The following is a 16544-nucleotide window of genomic DNA, read 5'->3' as shown; positions in this document are numbered from 1 at the left end:
TCTAAGCATGAAGCCCCCCTCAAGATGAGATTTCCCATAGCGCAAGCTAGTAAGAACCCTGAAAGATGATCAGGTTGATAGGTCAGAGGTGGAAGCGCGGTGACGTGTGGAGCTGACTGATACTAATCGTTCGAGGACTTAACCAAATAGAAAAGCGTAGGCGACTGTTCAACTCTGAGAGGCGTTGGAGGGCCGGCACTACAAATCCTTCACTTTGGATTTGTAGAGACGGACCGAAACGAAAGAAGAGTTAGGAGCCGAAGCTGGACAAAACATAGCAATATGAGTAAGGTGAACTYGGTTTTACAAAACTTCTTCTACATTATCTAGTTTTGAGGGAATGAAACCTCAAACTWAAATAGTCTGGTAATTAAGGCGAGAAGGYCACACCCGTTCCCATACCGAACACGGAAGTTAAGCTTCTCAGCGCCGATGGTAGTTGGGGCAGGCGCCCCTGTGAGAGTAGGACGTTGCCAGGCAAATGAAAAGACAATCCTTAATAGGGTTGTCTTTTTTTTCAGTTGAGTAACGTAGCTAAGTTATTTGTGACCACTTTGCCAAAGATAAGTAAAAGAGGGAGTGGTGATAAGTAACCTGTTTGCCAAAGAATAGTGAGGAAAAGGTCACTTATAGTATTTCTTTAAGAGATATCCAAAATAACAATAAAAACACAACAAAACACAAAACAACCTCTTACCTAACCAGTTCCTTGTCCGGGAAATAATGTACAAGAAATATTAGCTTATTCGTCAAAAAGTACGAAGTGTTTTTAAAGAAATCGACACTAGACATACACCCAAATGCAATTTGCTACATAGGATAATAACGAGGAATTCTAGGAAGAGATAATTCTAAAGATTGTATACAATTCTACGAAAAAGGTAACACTAGGTCTGTGGAGGTGGTGGGATTGAGTTCAGCAGCACATAACGAATTTCCGAAAACATGTGTTATCTGTGAGGATTTAAAACCCAAAGGAATCTATTTATATACGTCTTTTATCTGTACCGAGTGCGAAAGTGATTTAATTCATACAGAAACGCATGACCCAAAATATAAATATTTCTTGCGGCAGCTAAGAAAGATTACCACACCAGAAATTTTTTCCTAATAAGTCCTATTAAGGGCTTTATTTTTTTGCAAAGAAGGGGGTAGAGCCCTTTGTTTTTTGTTAAAATAAATGAGACTCTTAAAGGAGTATGAAAAGATGAAAAATCAAAACAGAATGCCCATATTTGAGGCTTTAATAAAACATAGGAACAGCAGACCCACTTCCTTCCATGTACCAGGACATAAGTACGGGGTGCTCCTTCAGCACCGTCCAGAGGAAGAGAATTACTTTAAAGATGTTCTTAAAATAGATGCCACTGAAATAACAGGTTTGGATGACTTACATTCTCCAGATGGCATCATTCAAGAGGCAGAAGAGCTCTTAGCTGAACTATACCAGGTGAAGAAAAGTTTCTTTCTAATAAATGGTTCGACAGTCGGGAACCTTGCCATGATTATGGCAGCATGTGAGCAGGATGATCTAATACTTGTACAAAGAAATTGCCATAAATCTGTATTAAATGCATTAAATTTAGCCAAAGTTCGACCTGTTTTTTTAGATCCTGACTTCGTTCACCACTGGAAAATTGCTTCAGGTGTTAGTTTAGATACGGTTGAACAAGCTTTCTCTAGGTTTCCATCAGCAAAGGCGATCATATTAACCTATCCGAATTATTACGGTTTGGTAAGTGATTTAAAAGAAATAAGCAAACTCGCTCACCTTTATAATATTCCTGTATTAGTCGATGAGGCGCATGGTTCACATTTAATCGTCGGCGAACCTTTTCCTGCTTCGGCTATACAATGTGGAGCAGATGTTGTGGTCCAATCAGCACATAAAACACTACCGGCGATGACGATGGGCTCTTACATGCATGTTAACAGTGACCTCGTTAGCATAGATAAAATCAGAGAGTACCTGCAGATGTTCCAATCAAGCAGTCCATCCTACCCGATTATGGCTTCACTTGATTTAGCAAGACACTACTTATCTTCTTATAAAAAAGCAGATTGTGATTTTTTAAATAAAGAAATTGCACGATTTAAAAAAGAGTTAGCAGTTATACCAAGTATTGAAGTGTTAGATTTTCCATCAAAAATAGGTGATCTTTTAAAAATTACTATTCAATCTAAATCAGGGTTAAGTGGATTTGAGTTGCAAAAGCTCCTTGAAAAGGAAGGAATATATACTGAACTAGCAGATTCCTATAATGTTTTATTCATCTTTCCTTTATTAAAGGAAAATCATGTATACCCTATTGATGAAACAATAATGAAAATCAAAAGAGTATTAGCTGATATAAAAATTGAACATGTTCGCGAAGAAATGGTTATGACGATCGATACCAGAATTTCAGAATTAGCAATTCCATTCAGTGAAATGGCTAAATATGAGACGAAGGAAGTACCAATTGACGAAGCAGAGGGAAAAGTCTGTGCGGAGACAATCATTCCTTACCCACCTGGCATTCCATTATTGCAGCGGGGTGAGCAGATTACGGAGGAAAAAATAATCCACTTAAATCGGTTAGTAGGGGGCGGGTCCCGTTTTCATGGCGGGTTGCTATTAGATAAGGGATTATTAAAAGTTTTTATAGAAACAACAGCTTTTGGAGGTTAATTGAAAATGACAACAGGATATTTTATTACATTTGAAGGCCCAGAAGGTGCAGGTAAAACAACTATTATAAATATGGTTGCAGAATACTTCGAAGAGGCGTTAATAACGCGTGAACCAGGCGGGATTGACATTGCAGAACAAATCAGGAATGTCATTTTAGATAAAGGAAACACATCGATGGATGCTCGAACAGAGGCCCTGCTATATGCAGCAGCAAGGAGACAGCATCTGGTTGAAAAGGTAAAACCAGCATTAGAGGAAGGGAAAATCATTCTATGTGATCGGTTTGTAGACAGTTCTTTGGCCTATCAGGGGCATGCAAGAGGTTTAGGAATAGATGAAGTGTTTACAATTAACCAGTTTGCTATTGAACAGATGATGCCTGACCTGACTATTTACTTTGATATTGAACCTGAGTTAGGGTTAAAGCGAATCAATAGTAATAAAGGAAGAGAAATAAACCGATTAGACCTTGAAGATTTAGAATTCCACAGTAAGGTAAGAGAGGGATATAAAATCCTATTAGACCGTTTTCCGAATAGAATGGTAGAAATCGACGCATCGGAATCACTAGAAATGGTCTATAAAAAAACAATAAAAATTCTAGAACGGAAATTAACGAAAGGAAGCCTATAAGGGCTTTTTTTCTTATTTAGAAGCTAAATATCCTGTGCTTTATGCTGGAAAGTAAAATTAGGCACTCTAAGTAGCCGCTTTTTCCAAAATTGATCTCTGTTCCCTGTCGAATATCCATGTAAGCAGCCATAATACCTGTTATAATATAGTTAATACAAAAGCTGACTATAGGAAGGGACTGGTTGGATGAAACTAATCATCGCTGTTATTCAGGACCAAGATAGCAATCGGTTATCAAAGGCCTTAGTAGATAATAATTTTAGAGCAACGAAGCTTGCTAGTACAGGTGGTTTTTTAAAATCCGGCAATACTACTTTCATGATTGGAACGGAAGACATTCGAGTTGATCGTGCACTGCAAATTATTAAAGATAACTGCCGGTCACGCGAGCAATTAGTTGCGCCTGTTTCACCCATGGGCGGAAATGCAGATTCATTTGTTCCGTATCCAGTTGAAGTTGAGGTTGGAGGAGCAACTGTATTCGTTCTCCCAATTGAACAATTCCTACATTTTTAAAAAAGTACTAAAGTAAGCGGTGATAAGCATGGTTAAATCATGGGATCAACTAGAAGAACTTCAGCCAACAGTATTAAAAATGCTGAAGAACAGTGTATTAAAAAATCGGATTGCTCATGCCTATCTGCTTGAGGGTATAAGAGGAACTGGAAAGAGAGAAATTGGTTTACTGATTACCAAAACTCTCTTTTGTGATTTTCTTATAGAGAGATATAAACCATGTGAAGCCTGCCATAATTGCCGGAGAATAAATAGTGGTAATCATCCAGACGTCCATAAGGTAGAGCCTGATGGACTATCAATAAAAAAACAGCAGATACAAGACCTGCAAGGGGAGTTTGCAAAAAAAGGGGTAGAGTCATCGCGGAAGGTTTATATGATCCACCATGCAGATAAAATGAGTGTGAGTGCTGCCAATAGTCTGCTAAAGTTCTTAGAGGAACCAAACTCACAGACAGTTGCTTTTCTAGTAACAGAACAACCACAGCAGCTATTACCAACCATCCTTTCTCGCTGCCAAATTTTACCTTTTAGGCCATTATCCTCCCGGGCAATGATTAATCAGTTAGTTGAAAATGGTGTGGATTCGCGTGTGGCGCCACTATTGGCCCAGCTGACGAATAGTCTGGATGAGGCATACGAATTAAATGTCGATGATTGGTTTGCACAAGCCCAAAAAATAGTGTTAAAATTATATGAGGTGTTGGAGAAAAATCCTTTAGAGGCTATGGTAACACTTCAAGGTGATTGGTTTTCACACTTTAAAGATAAAGAACAGATTAATCGTGGTTTAGACCTTTTACTTCTTATTTTTAAGGATTTATTATATATACAATTAGACAAGCAGGAGCAAATCGTTTTTAAGGCTGAAGGTGAACGGTTAAAGCAGTTTGCTCTTAAGGCATCCGGACGGCGCTTATCGGATCAAATGTCAGCGATTCTCGAGGCAAAAAGAAAGCTTGGGGCCAATATGAACCCTCAGTTAATGATGGAAGAGCTTGTGTTAAAATTGCAGGAGGGATCTTCATTTGTATGATGTTGTAGGAGTACGCTTTAAAAAAGCAGGTAAAATCTATTATTTTGATCCTGGGGACCTCTCTATTGAAAAAGATGACTTTGTAATTGTTGAAACTGTAAGAGGCGTAGAATACGGCAGGGCAGTTATTGCCCGTAAACAGGTAGAGGAAAACGATGTAGTCCTCCCTCTTAAAAAAGTTGTCAGAGTTGCGGACCATAAGGATCGAATGATCGTTGATGAAAATAAACAAGCGGCCCAAGAAGCATACGAAGTTTGTAGTGAAAAAGTTAGTGAACATCAGCTGGATATGAAACTAGTGGATGTTGAATATACATTTGATCGAAATAAAATTATTTTCTATTTTACAGCGGATGGCAGAGTGGATTTCCGTGATTTGGTTAAGGATCTGGCCGCTATTTTTCGGACAAGAATCGAGTTACGCCAAATTGGAGTTAGAGACGAAGCAAAGATGCTGGGGGGTATAGGCCCATGTGGAAGGATGCTATGCTGTTCTACCTTCCTAGGCGACTTTGACCCTGTTTCGATTAAGATGGCGAAGGATCAAAACCTTTCCTTAAATCCTACTAAAATTTCAGGTTTATGTGGAAGGCTTATGTGCTGTTTGAAATATGAAAATGATGAATATGAAGCAGCAAAGGAACAGCTTCCTGACTTAGGAGAAATAATTATGACTCCGCAAGGCAAAGGAAAGGTAGTAGGACTGAATTTATTAGGGCGGGTACTTCAGGTGGAACTTAAAGAACAGGAACAGGTTCTGGAGTATACATTGGAGGAAATCATAAAAGAGGGTGCCTTTTCTATACAATCCACAGATTAAGAGGTGGAAGACGTGGATAAAAAAGAGATATTCGAATCAGTTAGTAATATGGAAACGCAGATTGGCCATCTTTACCAACAGCTCGGCGAATTAAAGCAGCATTTAGCTGAGATACTAGAAGAAAATCATTATTTAAAGCTCGAGAATGACCATTTGCGACGCCGTTTAGATGTAACTACGGAAAAGGAAAAGAAGGAAGAAAAACAAAAAAAGGGCAAAGACCCTCGTGCCGCCTCTGGCGATAAAGTTTTAGATGTGGGAGAAGGATATGATAATCTTGCCCGTCTATATCAGGAAGGCTTCCATATATGTAACCTGCATTTTGGAAGCTTACGTAAAGAAGGCGATTGTTTATTTTGTTTATCTTTTCTAAATAAGAAATAATCCTAAGGCCTTCCTTTACATGGAAGGCTCTTTTTATAAGATAGAACTCCTAGAAAAAGAGGTTTTTTAGCATATGATAAATTTGAAAGAAGATGAGCGGTTAGACTATTTGCTTGCAGAACAACTTAGAATCATCCAAAGTCCCACTGTATTCTCCTTTTCTCTAGATGCTGTATTACTATCAAGGTTTGTCTATGTTCCGATTCAAAGAGGCAATATTCTCGATTTATGTAGTGGCAATGGCGTCATTCCATTATTTTTAAGTGCGCGAACAAAAGGACAGATTACCGGTGTTGAGATTCAAGAACGCCTCTATGATATGGCCATTAGAAGTATTGAATATAATCAACTTCAGAATCGATTACATATGATTAACGGGGACATTAAGGATATGCCCAAAGTATTAGGGTTTGGCAAATTTGATGTGGTAACCTGCAATCCTCCTTACTTTGTGACACCTTCAAAAGAGGAAGTAAATCCAAACGAATATTTGGCAATTGCACGTCATGAGATTCTTTGTACACTTGAAGATGCTATTAAAGCATCGAGCCAATTAGTAAGACAGGGAGGAAAGGTGGCATTTGTTCATCGCCCAAGCCGGCTATTAGATATCATTACCTTAATGAGAAAGTATCGCCTCGAACCAAAACGGATTCAGTTAGTCTATCCGAAACAAGGAAAGGAAGCCAATACACTGCTAGTAGAAGCAATAAAGGATGGCAATCCTGATTTAAAAATTCTTGCGCCGCTATTTGTTTATAATGAAAACGATGAATATACGTCTGAAATAAGAGAAATTTTATATGGAGAATAAAGAACATTATTTCTATGTCTTAACCTGCAGGGATGGAAGTTTCTATGGCGGTTATACGAACAATCTCGAACGGCGTTTAAAGGTACATAATGAAGGAAAAGGTGCTAAATATACACGTGGCAGAGGCCCAGTTAAATTAACCTATTACAAGGAATTTACAGATAAGAGCGAGGCTTTAAAAGCGGAGATCTGTTTTAAAAGGTTGACGAGAAAGAAAAAGCTGGAGTTCTTAAAGAGCAAAGAATGTATAGAACTTGAACTTTGAGAATTGTCTAGCTCCAGGCGCCATCGGCTCGAGGTCAAAAGCCCATCCGTCAAGAAGGTTAAAGAGCAACCTTCATGCTGGCTGGTTCGTCTTTTGCTGGTCGTCGATTAACGGACGCCTTCCGCTATTCTATAAAGAAACGGGTGGTAACAATGTGGCAGCAGAAGAGCTTTGAAAATGAGAAGGATAAAGGAATACTCTATCTTGTACCAACTCCAATAGGCAACTTGGAAGATATGAGTTTTAGAGCAATTAGAATTTTAAAAGAAGCCGATTTAATTGCTGCTGAAGATACAAGAAACACAAGGAAGCTGTGCAATTATTATGAAATTCAAACACCTGTTGTGAGTTACCATGAGCATAATAAAGAAGCTAGCGGTGAGAAGCTTATTGAGAAGGTTCAGGCAGGATTGAAGGTAGCTTTAGTTAGTGATGCCGGAATGCCCACGATCTCTGACCCTGGATATGAACTAGTTGTTGCTGCTGTAAAGGAGAGAGTGACAGTAGTACCTCTTCCTGGTGCAAATGCAGCCCTAACGTCGTTAATTGCCTCAGGCCTCAGCTGCCAGCCGTTTTATTTTTATGGCTTTTTAGCCCGAAATAAAAAAGAGAAGAGGCTGGAATTAGAAGTCCTAAGGAAACAAACAGCAACCTTGATTTTTTATGAATCACCACATCGGTTAAAAGAAACATTGAATATTATGTTTGATGTGCTAGGGAATCGTAAAATTGCGTTATGTCGTGAGTTAACAAAGAAATTCGAGGAATTTATTAGAGGGACAATTGAAGAAATGATTGAATGGGCGAATCAAGATGAAGTTCGCGGAGAATTCTGTATAATCATTGAAGGAACTGATGACCAAGATTTAAGTAAGGAAGAAACTAGCTGGTGGGAGGGAATGGAGATCAAGAATCATGTAAACCATTATATTCATGAAAGAAACCTTACCTCAAAGGATGCCATCAAACAAACAGCAAAAGACCGGGACATAAATAAAAGAGATGTATACCACGCCTACCATGTAGATGAATAAATAAAAAAGCTTCTCCAATTTGGAGAAGCTTATATGTTATTATTTAACAGCTGCAAATGAGTTTTGGATTTCTTCTACTAATTTCTCTGCACCTTCACGGCTAAGAATTAACTTTCCGCCTGCAAGAGCTAGATTATCGTCAGAAACTTCACCAGTTACTTGGCAAGTCATATTAGGCTTGTACTTTTTAAGGATGATACGCTCGTCATCAACATAGATTTCTAGTGCATCCTTTTCTGCAATACCAAGGGTACGTCTTAATTCGATTGGAATAACCACACGACCTAATTCATCAACTTTACGAACAATACCTGTAGATTTCATTTTAAAATTTCTCCTCTCAAACTTGTATAATGATTATTTTTCTATCTATATTCGTCAATATTCGACAATGTTTTTATATTTTTATAATACCAGCCATTCCCAAATCCGTCAATTATTTTATATTAAAAAGTAATAGGAATTTTTACCTTTTTGTCTAAAATATTGATATATCAACATAATATCTTATGTGTAAACAGTTGAAATAAGGTATAACTGGTATTCCACATGAAATTTGGATAATATTTCGCTTTTTAGTTATCCGACATAATTCGACATAATGCGTTTGGTTCACCTGGATATTATTCGACAGAAATCTATTGTTTGTGGGGGGAGTAATTGAGTAAAATAAAATATAAAAAATGGGAGTTACAGCAACAGGAAAAATTAATGTAGCTTTATTATTAGGAAAAACATTATGAATAGCGAAAAACAGGCAATAATGATTTAATAGATATAGATGTTACCTTTATTAGGAGGGTTCAAATGGAAGAGAAATTGAAGACTTTTTACCTTACAACACCAATCTACTATCCGAGCGGTAATTTACATATTGGTCACGCTTATACAACTGTTGCAGGTGACGCGATGGCCCGTTACAAACGATTACGCGGTTATGATGTTATGTATCTAACTGGGACCGACGAACATGGACAGAAAATTCAGCGAAAGGCTGAAGAAAGCGGACTTACTCCTCAGCAATATGTGGATGGTATTGTCGATGGAATAAAAGAATTATGGCAGAAGCTTGATATATCTTATGATGACTTTATCCGGACTACCGATGAGCGGCACAAACAAGCCGTGGAGAAAATTTTTGCAAAACTAGTTGAGCAAGGTGATATATATCTTGATCAATATGAAGGCTGGTACTGTACCCCCTGTGAATCTTTTTATACTGAGAGACAGCTGCAAGAAGGGAACTGCCCAGACTGCGGGAGATCAGTTGAGACTGTAAAAGAAGAGTCATATTTCTTTAAAATGAGTAAATATGTTGAGCGCCTACTGAAACATTACGAAGAAAATCCAGACTTTATCCAGCCTGAATCTCGTAAGAATGAGATGGTAAACAACTTCATCAAACCCGGACTAGAGGATTTAGCTGTTTCCCGAACTACCTTTGATTGGGGTGTAAAGGTACCTGGAGATCCAAAGCATGTTATTTATGTATGGATAGATGCCTTATCAAACTATATTACAGCACTTGGCTATGGAACAGAGAATGATAGTAAATACTTAAATTACTGGCCAGCTGATGTCCACTTAGTTGGCAAAGAAATTGTTCGTTTCCATACCATATATTGGCCAATTATGTTAATGGCACTCGATCTGCCTCTCCCTAAAAAGGTGTTTGCACATGGTTGGTTATTAATGAAGGATGGAAAAATGTCAAAATCAAAAGGTAATGTGGTGGATCCTGTTACCCTAATTGACCGGTATGGTCTAGATGCACTTCGTTATTATCTATTACGAGAAGTACCATTTGGAGCAGATGGAGTATTTACGCCAGAAGGGTTTGTAGAAAGAATTAACTTTGATTTGGCTAACGATCTTGGCAACCTATTAAATCGGACGGTTGCCATGATTGATAAATATTTCAATGGTGTCATTCCTACCTATTCAGGATCAATAACAGAATTTGATGAGTCATTGCTGCAAATGAACCAAGAGACCGTTGCTAAATATGAAGAGGCTATGGAAAAGATGGAGTTCTCGGTTGCTTTAACTACTATCTGGCAGTTAGTGAGCCGGACAAATAAGTACATTGATGAAACAAAACCATGGGCTTTAGCGAAAACAGAAGAAAATACGAAAGAACTTGCCAGTGTGATGAGCCATCTAGCGGAATCATTAAGACGGGTTGCAGTTTTGCTTCAACCGTTCCTAACCCGTACCCCGAATGGCATCTTTGAGCAATTAGGTGTTCAGGCAGCTGAATTGAAAACTTGGGAAAGTTTAGACCAACTTGGTGCTATACCAAGTGGAACGAAAGTGTCGAAAGGAAATCCATTATTCCCACGCCTTGAAATAGCAGAAGAAGTTCTATACATCCGCACCAAAATGGAAGGTACAGCACCAGCTTCTGTGGAAAAGAAGGAAGAGAAAAAGGAAGAAAAGCTTGAAACAACTGAAGAAATTGCGATTGATGACTTTATGAAAATTGATTTACGTGTAGCGGAAGTCATTCAGGCAGAACCTATTAAAAAAGCAGATAAGCTATTAAAGCTGCAGCTTGACCTTGGCTATGAGAAACGGCAAGTTGTTTCTGGAATTGCGCAATATTATAAGCCAGAGGATTTGGTTGGTAAAAAGGTTATTTGCATTACCAACTTAAAGCCAGTGAAACTTCGCGGTGAACTTTCCCAAGGTATGATATTAGCCGGTTCAAAGGATGGGGTTCTTTCTGTAGCGACAGTGGACCAAACGCTTCCAAACGGATCAAAGGTGAAGTAAACTCAAGCAAAAAGAGCCTTTTAAAGGCTCTTTTGCTTTTCCAAACGCCGCTAAACAGGGCACTTGCGCTTTTGTAGAATGTTTCACGTGTAACATTTTTCGATACCACTCAACTAGATTATTACTTATTCGACAAAAAATAAGGAGTTTTTTGCTATGTTATTTGATACACACGCACATTTAAATGCGGAGCAATACAATGAGGATTTACAGGAGGTTATCGAACGAGCTCAGGAAGAGGGAGTTTCAAATATCGTGGTAGTCGGTTTTGATCGCCCTACCATTGAGAAGGCAATGGAACTAGCTGAAAACTATGAATTTATCTATGCCTGTGTAGGATGGCATCCTGTAGATGCGATTGATATGACTGAGGCAGATTTAATTTGGATTGAAGAACTAGCTGCCCATCCTAAGGTCGTGGCAATCGGAGAAATGGGGCTGGATTATCACTGGGATAAGTCCCCGAAGGAGATTCAAAAGAGTGTTTTCCGCAAGCAAATCCAATTAGCTAAAAAGGTAAAATTACCGATTGTCATCCATAATAGAGAGGCAACTGCTGATATTGTTGAAATCTTAAGGGAGGAAGGCGCTGAAGAAGTAGGGGGGATTATGCATTGTTTCAGCGGTAGTGCAGAAATTGCTAAAGAATGCGTGAATATGAATTTTTATATCTCCCTAGGTGGGCCGGTTACCTTTAAGAATGCAAAAAAACCGAAGGAAGTTGCTGCTGCAATTCCTTTAGATAAGTTGTTAATTGAAACCGATTGCCCTTATTTAACACCGCATCCACATCGTGGAAAGCGAAATGAACCATCATATGTAAAATTAGTAGCTGAACAAATTGCCGAAATAAAGGGGATATCCTTAGAAGAAGTGGCAATCGAAACGACACGCAATGCCAAAAAAATATTCGACATAAAATGATATCAGAGTATGTCGAAGTTAGAGGAAGCCTGTCCAAATTGATTCATTTAACTTAAAGTTCTACATGTCTCCTTTTCAACATAGGATAACCGTGTCGAGAAGTTTTGCTTTGCAAATTTCCCAACTTTATGCATAATAAGTTATACGTTCACAACAAATGCAAGGGTTGACAGCCAAATGCATGTTTCTCGAACATCTTTATAAGTAGATACACCTGTAATGTCCTTATTAGAGGGCGATAATCATGGTGTGCCTGCACTTATGTGTAGCAGGAAGGATAGCTTTTATCTTTCTTGTGTGCCGAGAAAAGGAGGCGTTTTTCATCGTAATCCAAAACATGAAAAGCCTGTTTTCGAAGCTTTTGAGTAAACGATTGGTCATTATTTGTGCTAGTTTGCTAGTTTTAACTGCAACCTTAGGATTTTCTTATTATGAAGGATCCAAGAAGATCGTAACGTTGACGCTAAATGGGGAACAAAAAACAGTTAAAACACATGCAAAAACGGTGAAGGCTTTATTTGCTGAACTAGAATTAGCAGTAAACTCAAAAGATTACTTGTATCCCTCGGCTAATGCCTTGGTGAAGGACAACGAAGAGATTGTCTGGAAACAAGCGAAACAGGTTCATATTGTGAAAGACAACGAGAAGAAAACGATTTGGACAACAGCAGGTACGGTTGCTGAGCTTTTAACAGAGCAGAGAATTGTATTGAACGAACATGATAAGATATCACCAGATCCGCATGCAATCCTTAAAAGTAAGATGAAAGTAGATATTGATTTTGCTTTTAATCTTATCTTAGTTGACGGCGGAAAAGAGCAGCAAGTTTGGTCCACTTCGGCTACGGTCGCTGACTTTTTAACACAGCAGGGCATTAACTTAAATGAACTTGACCGAGTTGAACCGTCACTAGTACAGACAGTCAAAAAGGATGGGGTTATCAACGTCATCCGAGTAGAAAAAGTCACCGATGTAGTGGAAGAACCAGTACAATTTGCCGTCATCACCAAAAAGGATAGCAGTTTAGAAAAAGGACAAGAAAAGACAATTACGCCAGGAATGCAAGGTCTTGTTACTAGAGAATACGAGGTTGTTTTTGAAAATGGTATAGAGGTATCAAGACAACTTATTAGTGAGCAACAGATTAAAGAGAAACAGGATAAAGTTGTGGCTGTCGGTACGAAGGAAGTGGCATATCAAGTATCTCGTGGTGAAGAAACTGGTACTGAATTTTACGTAACTACAACTGCTTATACAGCATATTGTAACGGCTGTTCAGGAACAACAGCTACAGGTATTGATTTGCGTGCAAACCCTAACATAAAAGTAATTGCAGTGGATCCTTCTATCATTCCGCTAGGAACAAAAGTGTATGTTGAAGGCTATGGCTATGCGATAGCAGGTGATACAGGTTCTAGTATAAAGGGAAATAAAATTGATGTTTTCTTTCCGACAAAAGCAGAAGCCTTCCGCTGGGGAGTAAGACAGGTGAAAATCAAGATATTAAAATAAGCTATCACAATGCAGAGGATTTTGGCCTCTGCATTTTGCTTTTTGGTCAACTTTCTTTATACTTACAACATGGGTGAATGTTAATTTCTTTAATATAATGATATGAATGGTTTCAATAATATAGACGATGGACATTACGAAAATGTTTCAAGTTTTTTTCAATTTTATATAAATTTAATATACGGAGATTCGAAAAAATGAAGATTAAAGAAATCATTGTTGTGGAAGGTAAGGATGACACAACCGCTATAAAACGTGCTGTAGATGCTGATACTATTGAGACCAATGGTTCAGCAGTAAATAGTGCAACCATTGCACAAGTAAAAAGGGCAAGCGAAACAAGGGGGGTCATTATTTTCACCGACCCAGATTTTCCAGGAGAGAAGATTAGGAAAATAATAGCCGAAAATGTTCCCTCTTGTAAGCATGCGTTCTTACCAAAGGAGGCAGCAATTGCTAAAAATGGTAAAGGGCTTGGTGTCGAACATGCATCTATTGAGGCCATTCAAGAGGCTTTAAGAGATGCACAAATGATGCGTGATGCGATCGTTGAAGAGATTACACAGGAAGATTTACTGACTGCAGGACTTATTGGCGGTTCGGGATCAAAGGAACGAAGAATACGTATAGGAAGTCTGCTGAAAATTGGCTATACAAATGGGAAACAGTTACATAAACGTTTAATGATGTTTCAAATTAGCAGACAGGAATTTGCTGAAGCACTTGCAGTTGCCATTCAGGAGGAACAGGATGAATAAAGATATTGCTACACCAATTAGAACAAGAACAATCTTAGAAAAATATGGTTTTTCTTTTAAGAAAAGTCTGGGTCAGAATTTTTTAATCGATACGAATATCTTACGAAGAATTGTAGATTTTTCAGAGGTTAACGAAAATACAGGTGCAATTGAAATTGGACCTGGCATTGGAGCGCTAACAGAGCAGCTGGCAAGGAGCAGTAAAAAGGTGGTGGCCTTTGAAATTGACCAGCGTTTATTACCAATCTTGTCAGATACGCTTTCTCCATATGATAATGTTAAAATCATTCATCAAGATGTATTAACGGCGGATGTTCAGGGGGTAATTGATACCGAGTTTACCGATATGAGTGACTTAATGGTAGTGGCTAATTTACCGTATTATGTAACAACACCGATCATTATGAAGCTTTTAGAGGAAAAACTACCAATCCGCGGTATTGTTTGTATGCTTCAGAAGGAGGTAGCGGACCGAATCTCTGCGAGCCCAGGAACAAAAGATTATGGTTCACTTTCGATTGCCGTTCAGTATTACACGAAGGCTGAAACGGTTATGATTGTGCCTAAAACAGTTTTTGTCCCTCAGCCGAATGTAGATTCTGCGGTTATTCGGTTAACAAGGCGGGAAACTCCTGCAGTCGAAGTACAGGATGAAAACTTCTTCTTTCAAGTCACAAAGGCAAGCTTTGCTCAGAGAAGGAAAACCATCCTTAATAACCTGACCAGCCAACTCCCAGACGGAAAGCAAAAAAAAGAACAAGTACTAGCTGCCCTGAATTCTGCCGGAATTGAACCAACTAGAAGGGGCGAAACACTCTCCCTACAAGAATTCGGAAAACTAAGCGATGAACTATATACCTACTTCAAATAGACCTTGCATAGGTCTATTTTTTTATTTTTCCCAATCATATAACACAACTACTCACACCTAATGTGACTGTTGCATAGCCTATGAAAAGAAACTATTCTTTAAAGGCCATATGATGGTTTAATTGGAGTGACGGAAGTGGATATAAAACTGATGGATCTTGTCGGAAGACGAAAATATAAATGTGATATTCTATTCCGCGTTATCGATATACAAGAAATGAATGGCCAGAAGCTTGTGGTCCTTTATGGTGCAGATATCCGCTTAGTAGCTGATGCTCTGTATGATGATTTAGTGGTAATCAACCAAAATCAAAGGTCCAAAATTACCGAAGAATATAGAACACTAGAGGAACAGTCTTACAGGCTGTTTGCACAGGATATAGATTTAATAAAGCAACGACAAGAATATGAGGCTACTGGCGGCTACGTGAAACCATCCAACTATTTTCAAATTCCGGGGAAGGTTCTGCATCTAGATGGTGATGCAGCTTATCTAGAAAAATGTATGACCTTATACGAGAAAATTGGTGTTCCTGTTACAGGTATTCACTGTAATGAAAAGGAGATGCCTAACCAAATTGGGAAATTGATTGATCGATTTCGGCCAGATATCTTAGTGATCACCGGTCATGATGCCTATTCAAAGGCAAAAGGAAAAATGGCAGACATTAATGCTTATAGGCACTCAAAGCACTTTGTTCAAACTGTAAGAGAGGCTAGAAGAAAAATACCCCATTTAGACCAGCTCGTCATCTTTGCAGGAGCCTGCCAATCTCATTTTGAATCGCTCATATATGCAGGTGCTAATTTTGCTAGTTCCCCTTCAAGAATCAATATACATGCTTTAGACCCTGTCTACATTGTCGCAAAAGTAAGCTTTACCCCATTCGTGGAACGAGTCAATGTTTGGGATGTTTTACGAAACACATTAACTGGGGAAAAAGGACTAGGAGGCATCGAAACAAAAGGAGTTTTAAGAACCGGTATGCCTTTCAACCCCGTTCAGGATGATTAACCATAAGCCTTTTGTGCTAGTTGGGGCTTATTTTTTTTGCTAACTACACATATTCGTACCTAGTTAAGGTAAAAATAGGATTGTTGAAATTTAGAAGAAAAAGTAGAAGGAAATATATTGACAATCTTTTTGTCGGACTGATATAATTTTATGTTTTTATTTGACAGTACTATGTCAGTGTGATATACTTTACACAGTGAGGTGGACCGAATGCCAAAAACCTTAGCCGATATTAAAAAGGCTCTTGATTCAAATTTAGGGAAAAGATTGTTGCTTAAGGCAAACGGAGGTCGAAGAAAGACAATCGAACGTTCCGGCGTATTAGCGGAAACGTATCCTTCAGTATTTGTAATTGAGTTAGACCAAGAAGAAAATGCTTTCGAACGTGTTTCCTACAGTTATGCAGATGTATTAACTGAAACCGTTCAAATCACCTTCTATGAAGATGCAGCAGGAAATATAGCTCTAAGCTAGTATTATACGTTTAGTAAGCAGTAAACCTAGGTTTACTGC

General features: G+C 38.5%; 19 protein-coding genes and 2 rRNA genes. 20 read left to right on the top strand and 1 reads right to left on the bottom strand.

What is annotated here, in order from left to right; genetic code table 11:
- The 13 genes from BTR25_RS23025 to rsmI all read left to right on the top strand — a co-directional run.
- Positions 1-146, top strand: a 23S ribosomal RNA gene (locus BTR25_RS23025); the annotation flags it as partial.
- A gap of 216 nt (positions 147-362) precedes the next feature.
- Positions 363-479: ribosomal RNA gene (gene rrf, locus BTR25_RS23020) — 5S ribosomal RNA — on the top strand.
- Positions 480-910: 431 nt separating this feature from the next.
- Complete coding sequence (locus tag BTR25_RS23015; RefSeq protein ID WP_075690330.1) at positions 911-1111, top strand: sigma factor G inhibitor Gin; 201 nt, start codon at positions 911-913, stop codon at positions 1109-1111.
- A gap of 96 nt (positions 1112-1207) precedes the next feature.
- Positions 1208-2671: an aminotransferase class I/II-fold pyridoxal phosphate-dependent enzyme gene (locus BTR25_RS23010; protein WP_075690335.1), complete on the top strand. Its 1464-nt coding sequence runs from the start codon at positions 1208-1210 to the stop codon at positions 2669-2671.
- 6 nt (positions 2672-2677) lie between these two features.
- Positions 2678-3307 (top strand): dTMP kinase, encoded by a 630-nt coding sequence (tmk, locus tag BTR25_RS23005; RefSeq protein WP_075690329.1) that lies wholly within the window; start codon positions 2678-2680, stop codon positions 3305-3307.
- Positions 3308-3493: 186 nt separating this feature from the next.
- Entirely contained in the window at positions 3494-3823 is a 330-nt protein-coding gene (locus BTR25_RS23000) for a cyclic-di-AMP receptor (protein WP_075690328.1), read from the top strand.
- A 28-nt stretch (positions 3824-3851) separates the two neighbouring features.
- Positions 3852-4859, top strand: a complete 1008-nt coding sequence (gene holB, locus BTR25_RS22995) for a DNA polymerase III subunit delta' (protein WP_075690327.1) — start codon at positions 3852-3854, stop codon at positions 4857-4859.
- Positions 4852-5679, top strand: a complete 828-nt coding sequence (locus BTR25_RS22990; RefSeq protein ID WP_075690326.1) for a PSP1 domain-containing protein — start codon at positions 4852-4854, stop codon at positions 5677-5679. The genes holB and BTR25_RS22990 overlap by 8 nt, the downstream gene beginning before the upstream one ends.
- 12 nt (positions 5680-5691) lie before the next feature.
- Positions 5692-6063 carry a DNA replication initiation control protein YabA gene (gene yabA, locus BTR25_RS22985; RefSeq protein ID WP_075690325.1) on the top strand — a complete coding sequence of 124 codons (372 nt, stop codon included), beginning with the start codon at positions 5692-5694 and terminating at the stop codon, positions 6061-6063.
- Positions 6064-6139: 76 nt separating this feature from the next.
- Positions 6140-6877, top strand: coding sequence for a tRNA1(Val) (adenine(37)-N6)-methyltransferase (locus BTR25_RS22980; RefSeq protein ID WP_075690334.1), 738 nt, complete (start codon positions 6140-6142; stop codon positions 6875-6877).
- A complete protein-coding gene (locus BTR25_RS22975; protein WP_075690324.1) occupies positions 6867-7142 on the top strand; it encodes a GIY-YIG nuclease family protein in 276 nt (91 codons plus the stop codon). Before BTR25_RS22980 ends, BTR25_RS22975 begins: the two co-directional genes overlap by 11 nt.
- On the top strand, positions 7132-7317 hold the full coding sequence (locus tag BTR25_RS27840) for a hypothetical protein (RefSeq protein WP_175596863.1): 186 nt from the start codon (positions 7132-7134) through the stop codon (positions 7315-7317). Before BTR25_RS22975 ends, BTR25_RS27840 begins: the two co-directional genes overlap by 11 nt.
- The gene (gene rsmI, locus BTR25_RS22970; protein ID WP_075690323.1) at positions 7295-8176 is read left to right on the top strand and encodes a 16S rRNA (cytidine(1402)-2'-O)-methyltransferase; all 882 of its coding nucleotides are present in this window, start codon (positions 7295-7297) and stop codon (positions 8174-8176) included. Before BTR25_RS27840 ends, rsmI begins: the two co-directional genes overlap by 23 nt.
- A 39-nt stretch (positions 8177-8215) precedes the next feature.
- Here the strand turns inward: rsmI and BTR25_RS22965 are convergent, their stop codons facing one another.
- A complete protein-coding gene (locus tag BTR25_RS22965; RefSeq protein ID WP_075690322.1) occupies positions 8216-8500 on the bottom strand; it encodes a transition state genes transcriptional regulator AbrB in 285 nt (94 codons plus the stop codon).
- A 468-nt stretch (positions 8501-8968) separates the two neighbouring features.
- Here BTR25_RS22965 and metG point away from each other — a divergent pair, with 468 nt between their 5' ends.
- The 7 genes from metG (at position 8969) to veg (ending at position 16505) form a co-directional block, all read left to right on the top strand.
- Complete coding sequence (gene metG, locus BTR25_RS22960) at positions 8969-10951, top strand: methionine--tRNA ligase (protein ID WP_075690321.1); 1983 nt, start codon at positions 8969-8971, stop codon at positions 10949-10951.
- Positions 10952-11107: 156 nt separating this feature from the next.
- Entirely contained in the window at positions 11108-11875 is a 768-nt protein-coding gene (locus tag BTR25_RS22955; RefSeq protein WP_075690320.1) for a TatD family hydrolase, read from the top strand.
- Positions 11876-12212: 337 nt separating this feature from the next.
- The gene (locus tag BTR25_RS22950; RefSeq protein ID WP_075690319.1) at positions 12213-13388 is read left to right on the top strand and encodes a G5 and 3D domain-containing protein; all 1176 of its coding nucleotides are present in this window, start codon (positions 12213-12215) and stop codon (positions 13386-13388) included.
- A gap of 197 nt (positions 13389-13585) precedes the next feature.
- On the top strand, positions 13586-14146 hold the full coding sequence (rnmV, locus tag BTR25_RS22945) for a ribonuclease M5 (protein WP_075690318.1): 561 nt from the start codon (positions 13586-13588) through the stop codon (positions 14144-14146).
- Positions 14139-15017: a 16S rRNA (adenine(1518)-N(6)/adenine(1519)-N(6))-dimethyltransferase RsmA gene (rsmA, locus tag BTR25_RS22940; RefSeq protein WP_075690317.1), complete on the top strand. Its 879-nt coding sequence runs from the start codon at positions 14139-14141 to the stop codon at positions 15015-15017. The genes rnmV and rsmA overlap by 8 nt, the downstream gene beginning before the upstream one ends.
- Positions 15018-15152: 135 nt before the next feature.
- Complete coding sequence (yabG, locus tag BTR25_RS22935) at positions 15153-16031, top strand: sporulation peptidase YabG (protein WP_075690316.1); 879 nt, start codon at positions 15153-15155, stop codon at positions 16029-16031.
- Positions 16032-16241: 210 nt separating this feature from the next.
- A complete protein-coding gene (gene veg, locus BTR25_RS22930) occupies positions 16242-16505 on the top strand; it encodes a biofilm formation stimulator Veg (protein ID WP_045515579.1) in 264 nt (87 codons plus the stop codon).
- The last annotated feature ends 39 nt before the right edge of the window (positions 16506-16544 follow it).

Origin of the sequence: Bacillus sp. MRMR6, assembly GCF_001940785.1 — a bacterium.
Classification (GTDB): domain Bacteria; phylum Bacillota; class Bacilli; order Bacillales; family Cytobacillaceae; genus Neobacillus.
This window is presented reverse-complemented; position numbering and strand designations above follow the sequence as displayed.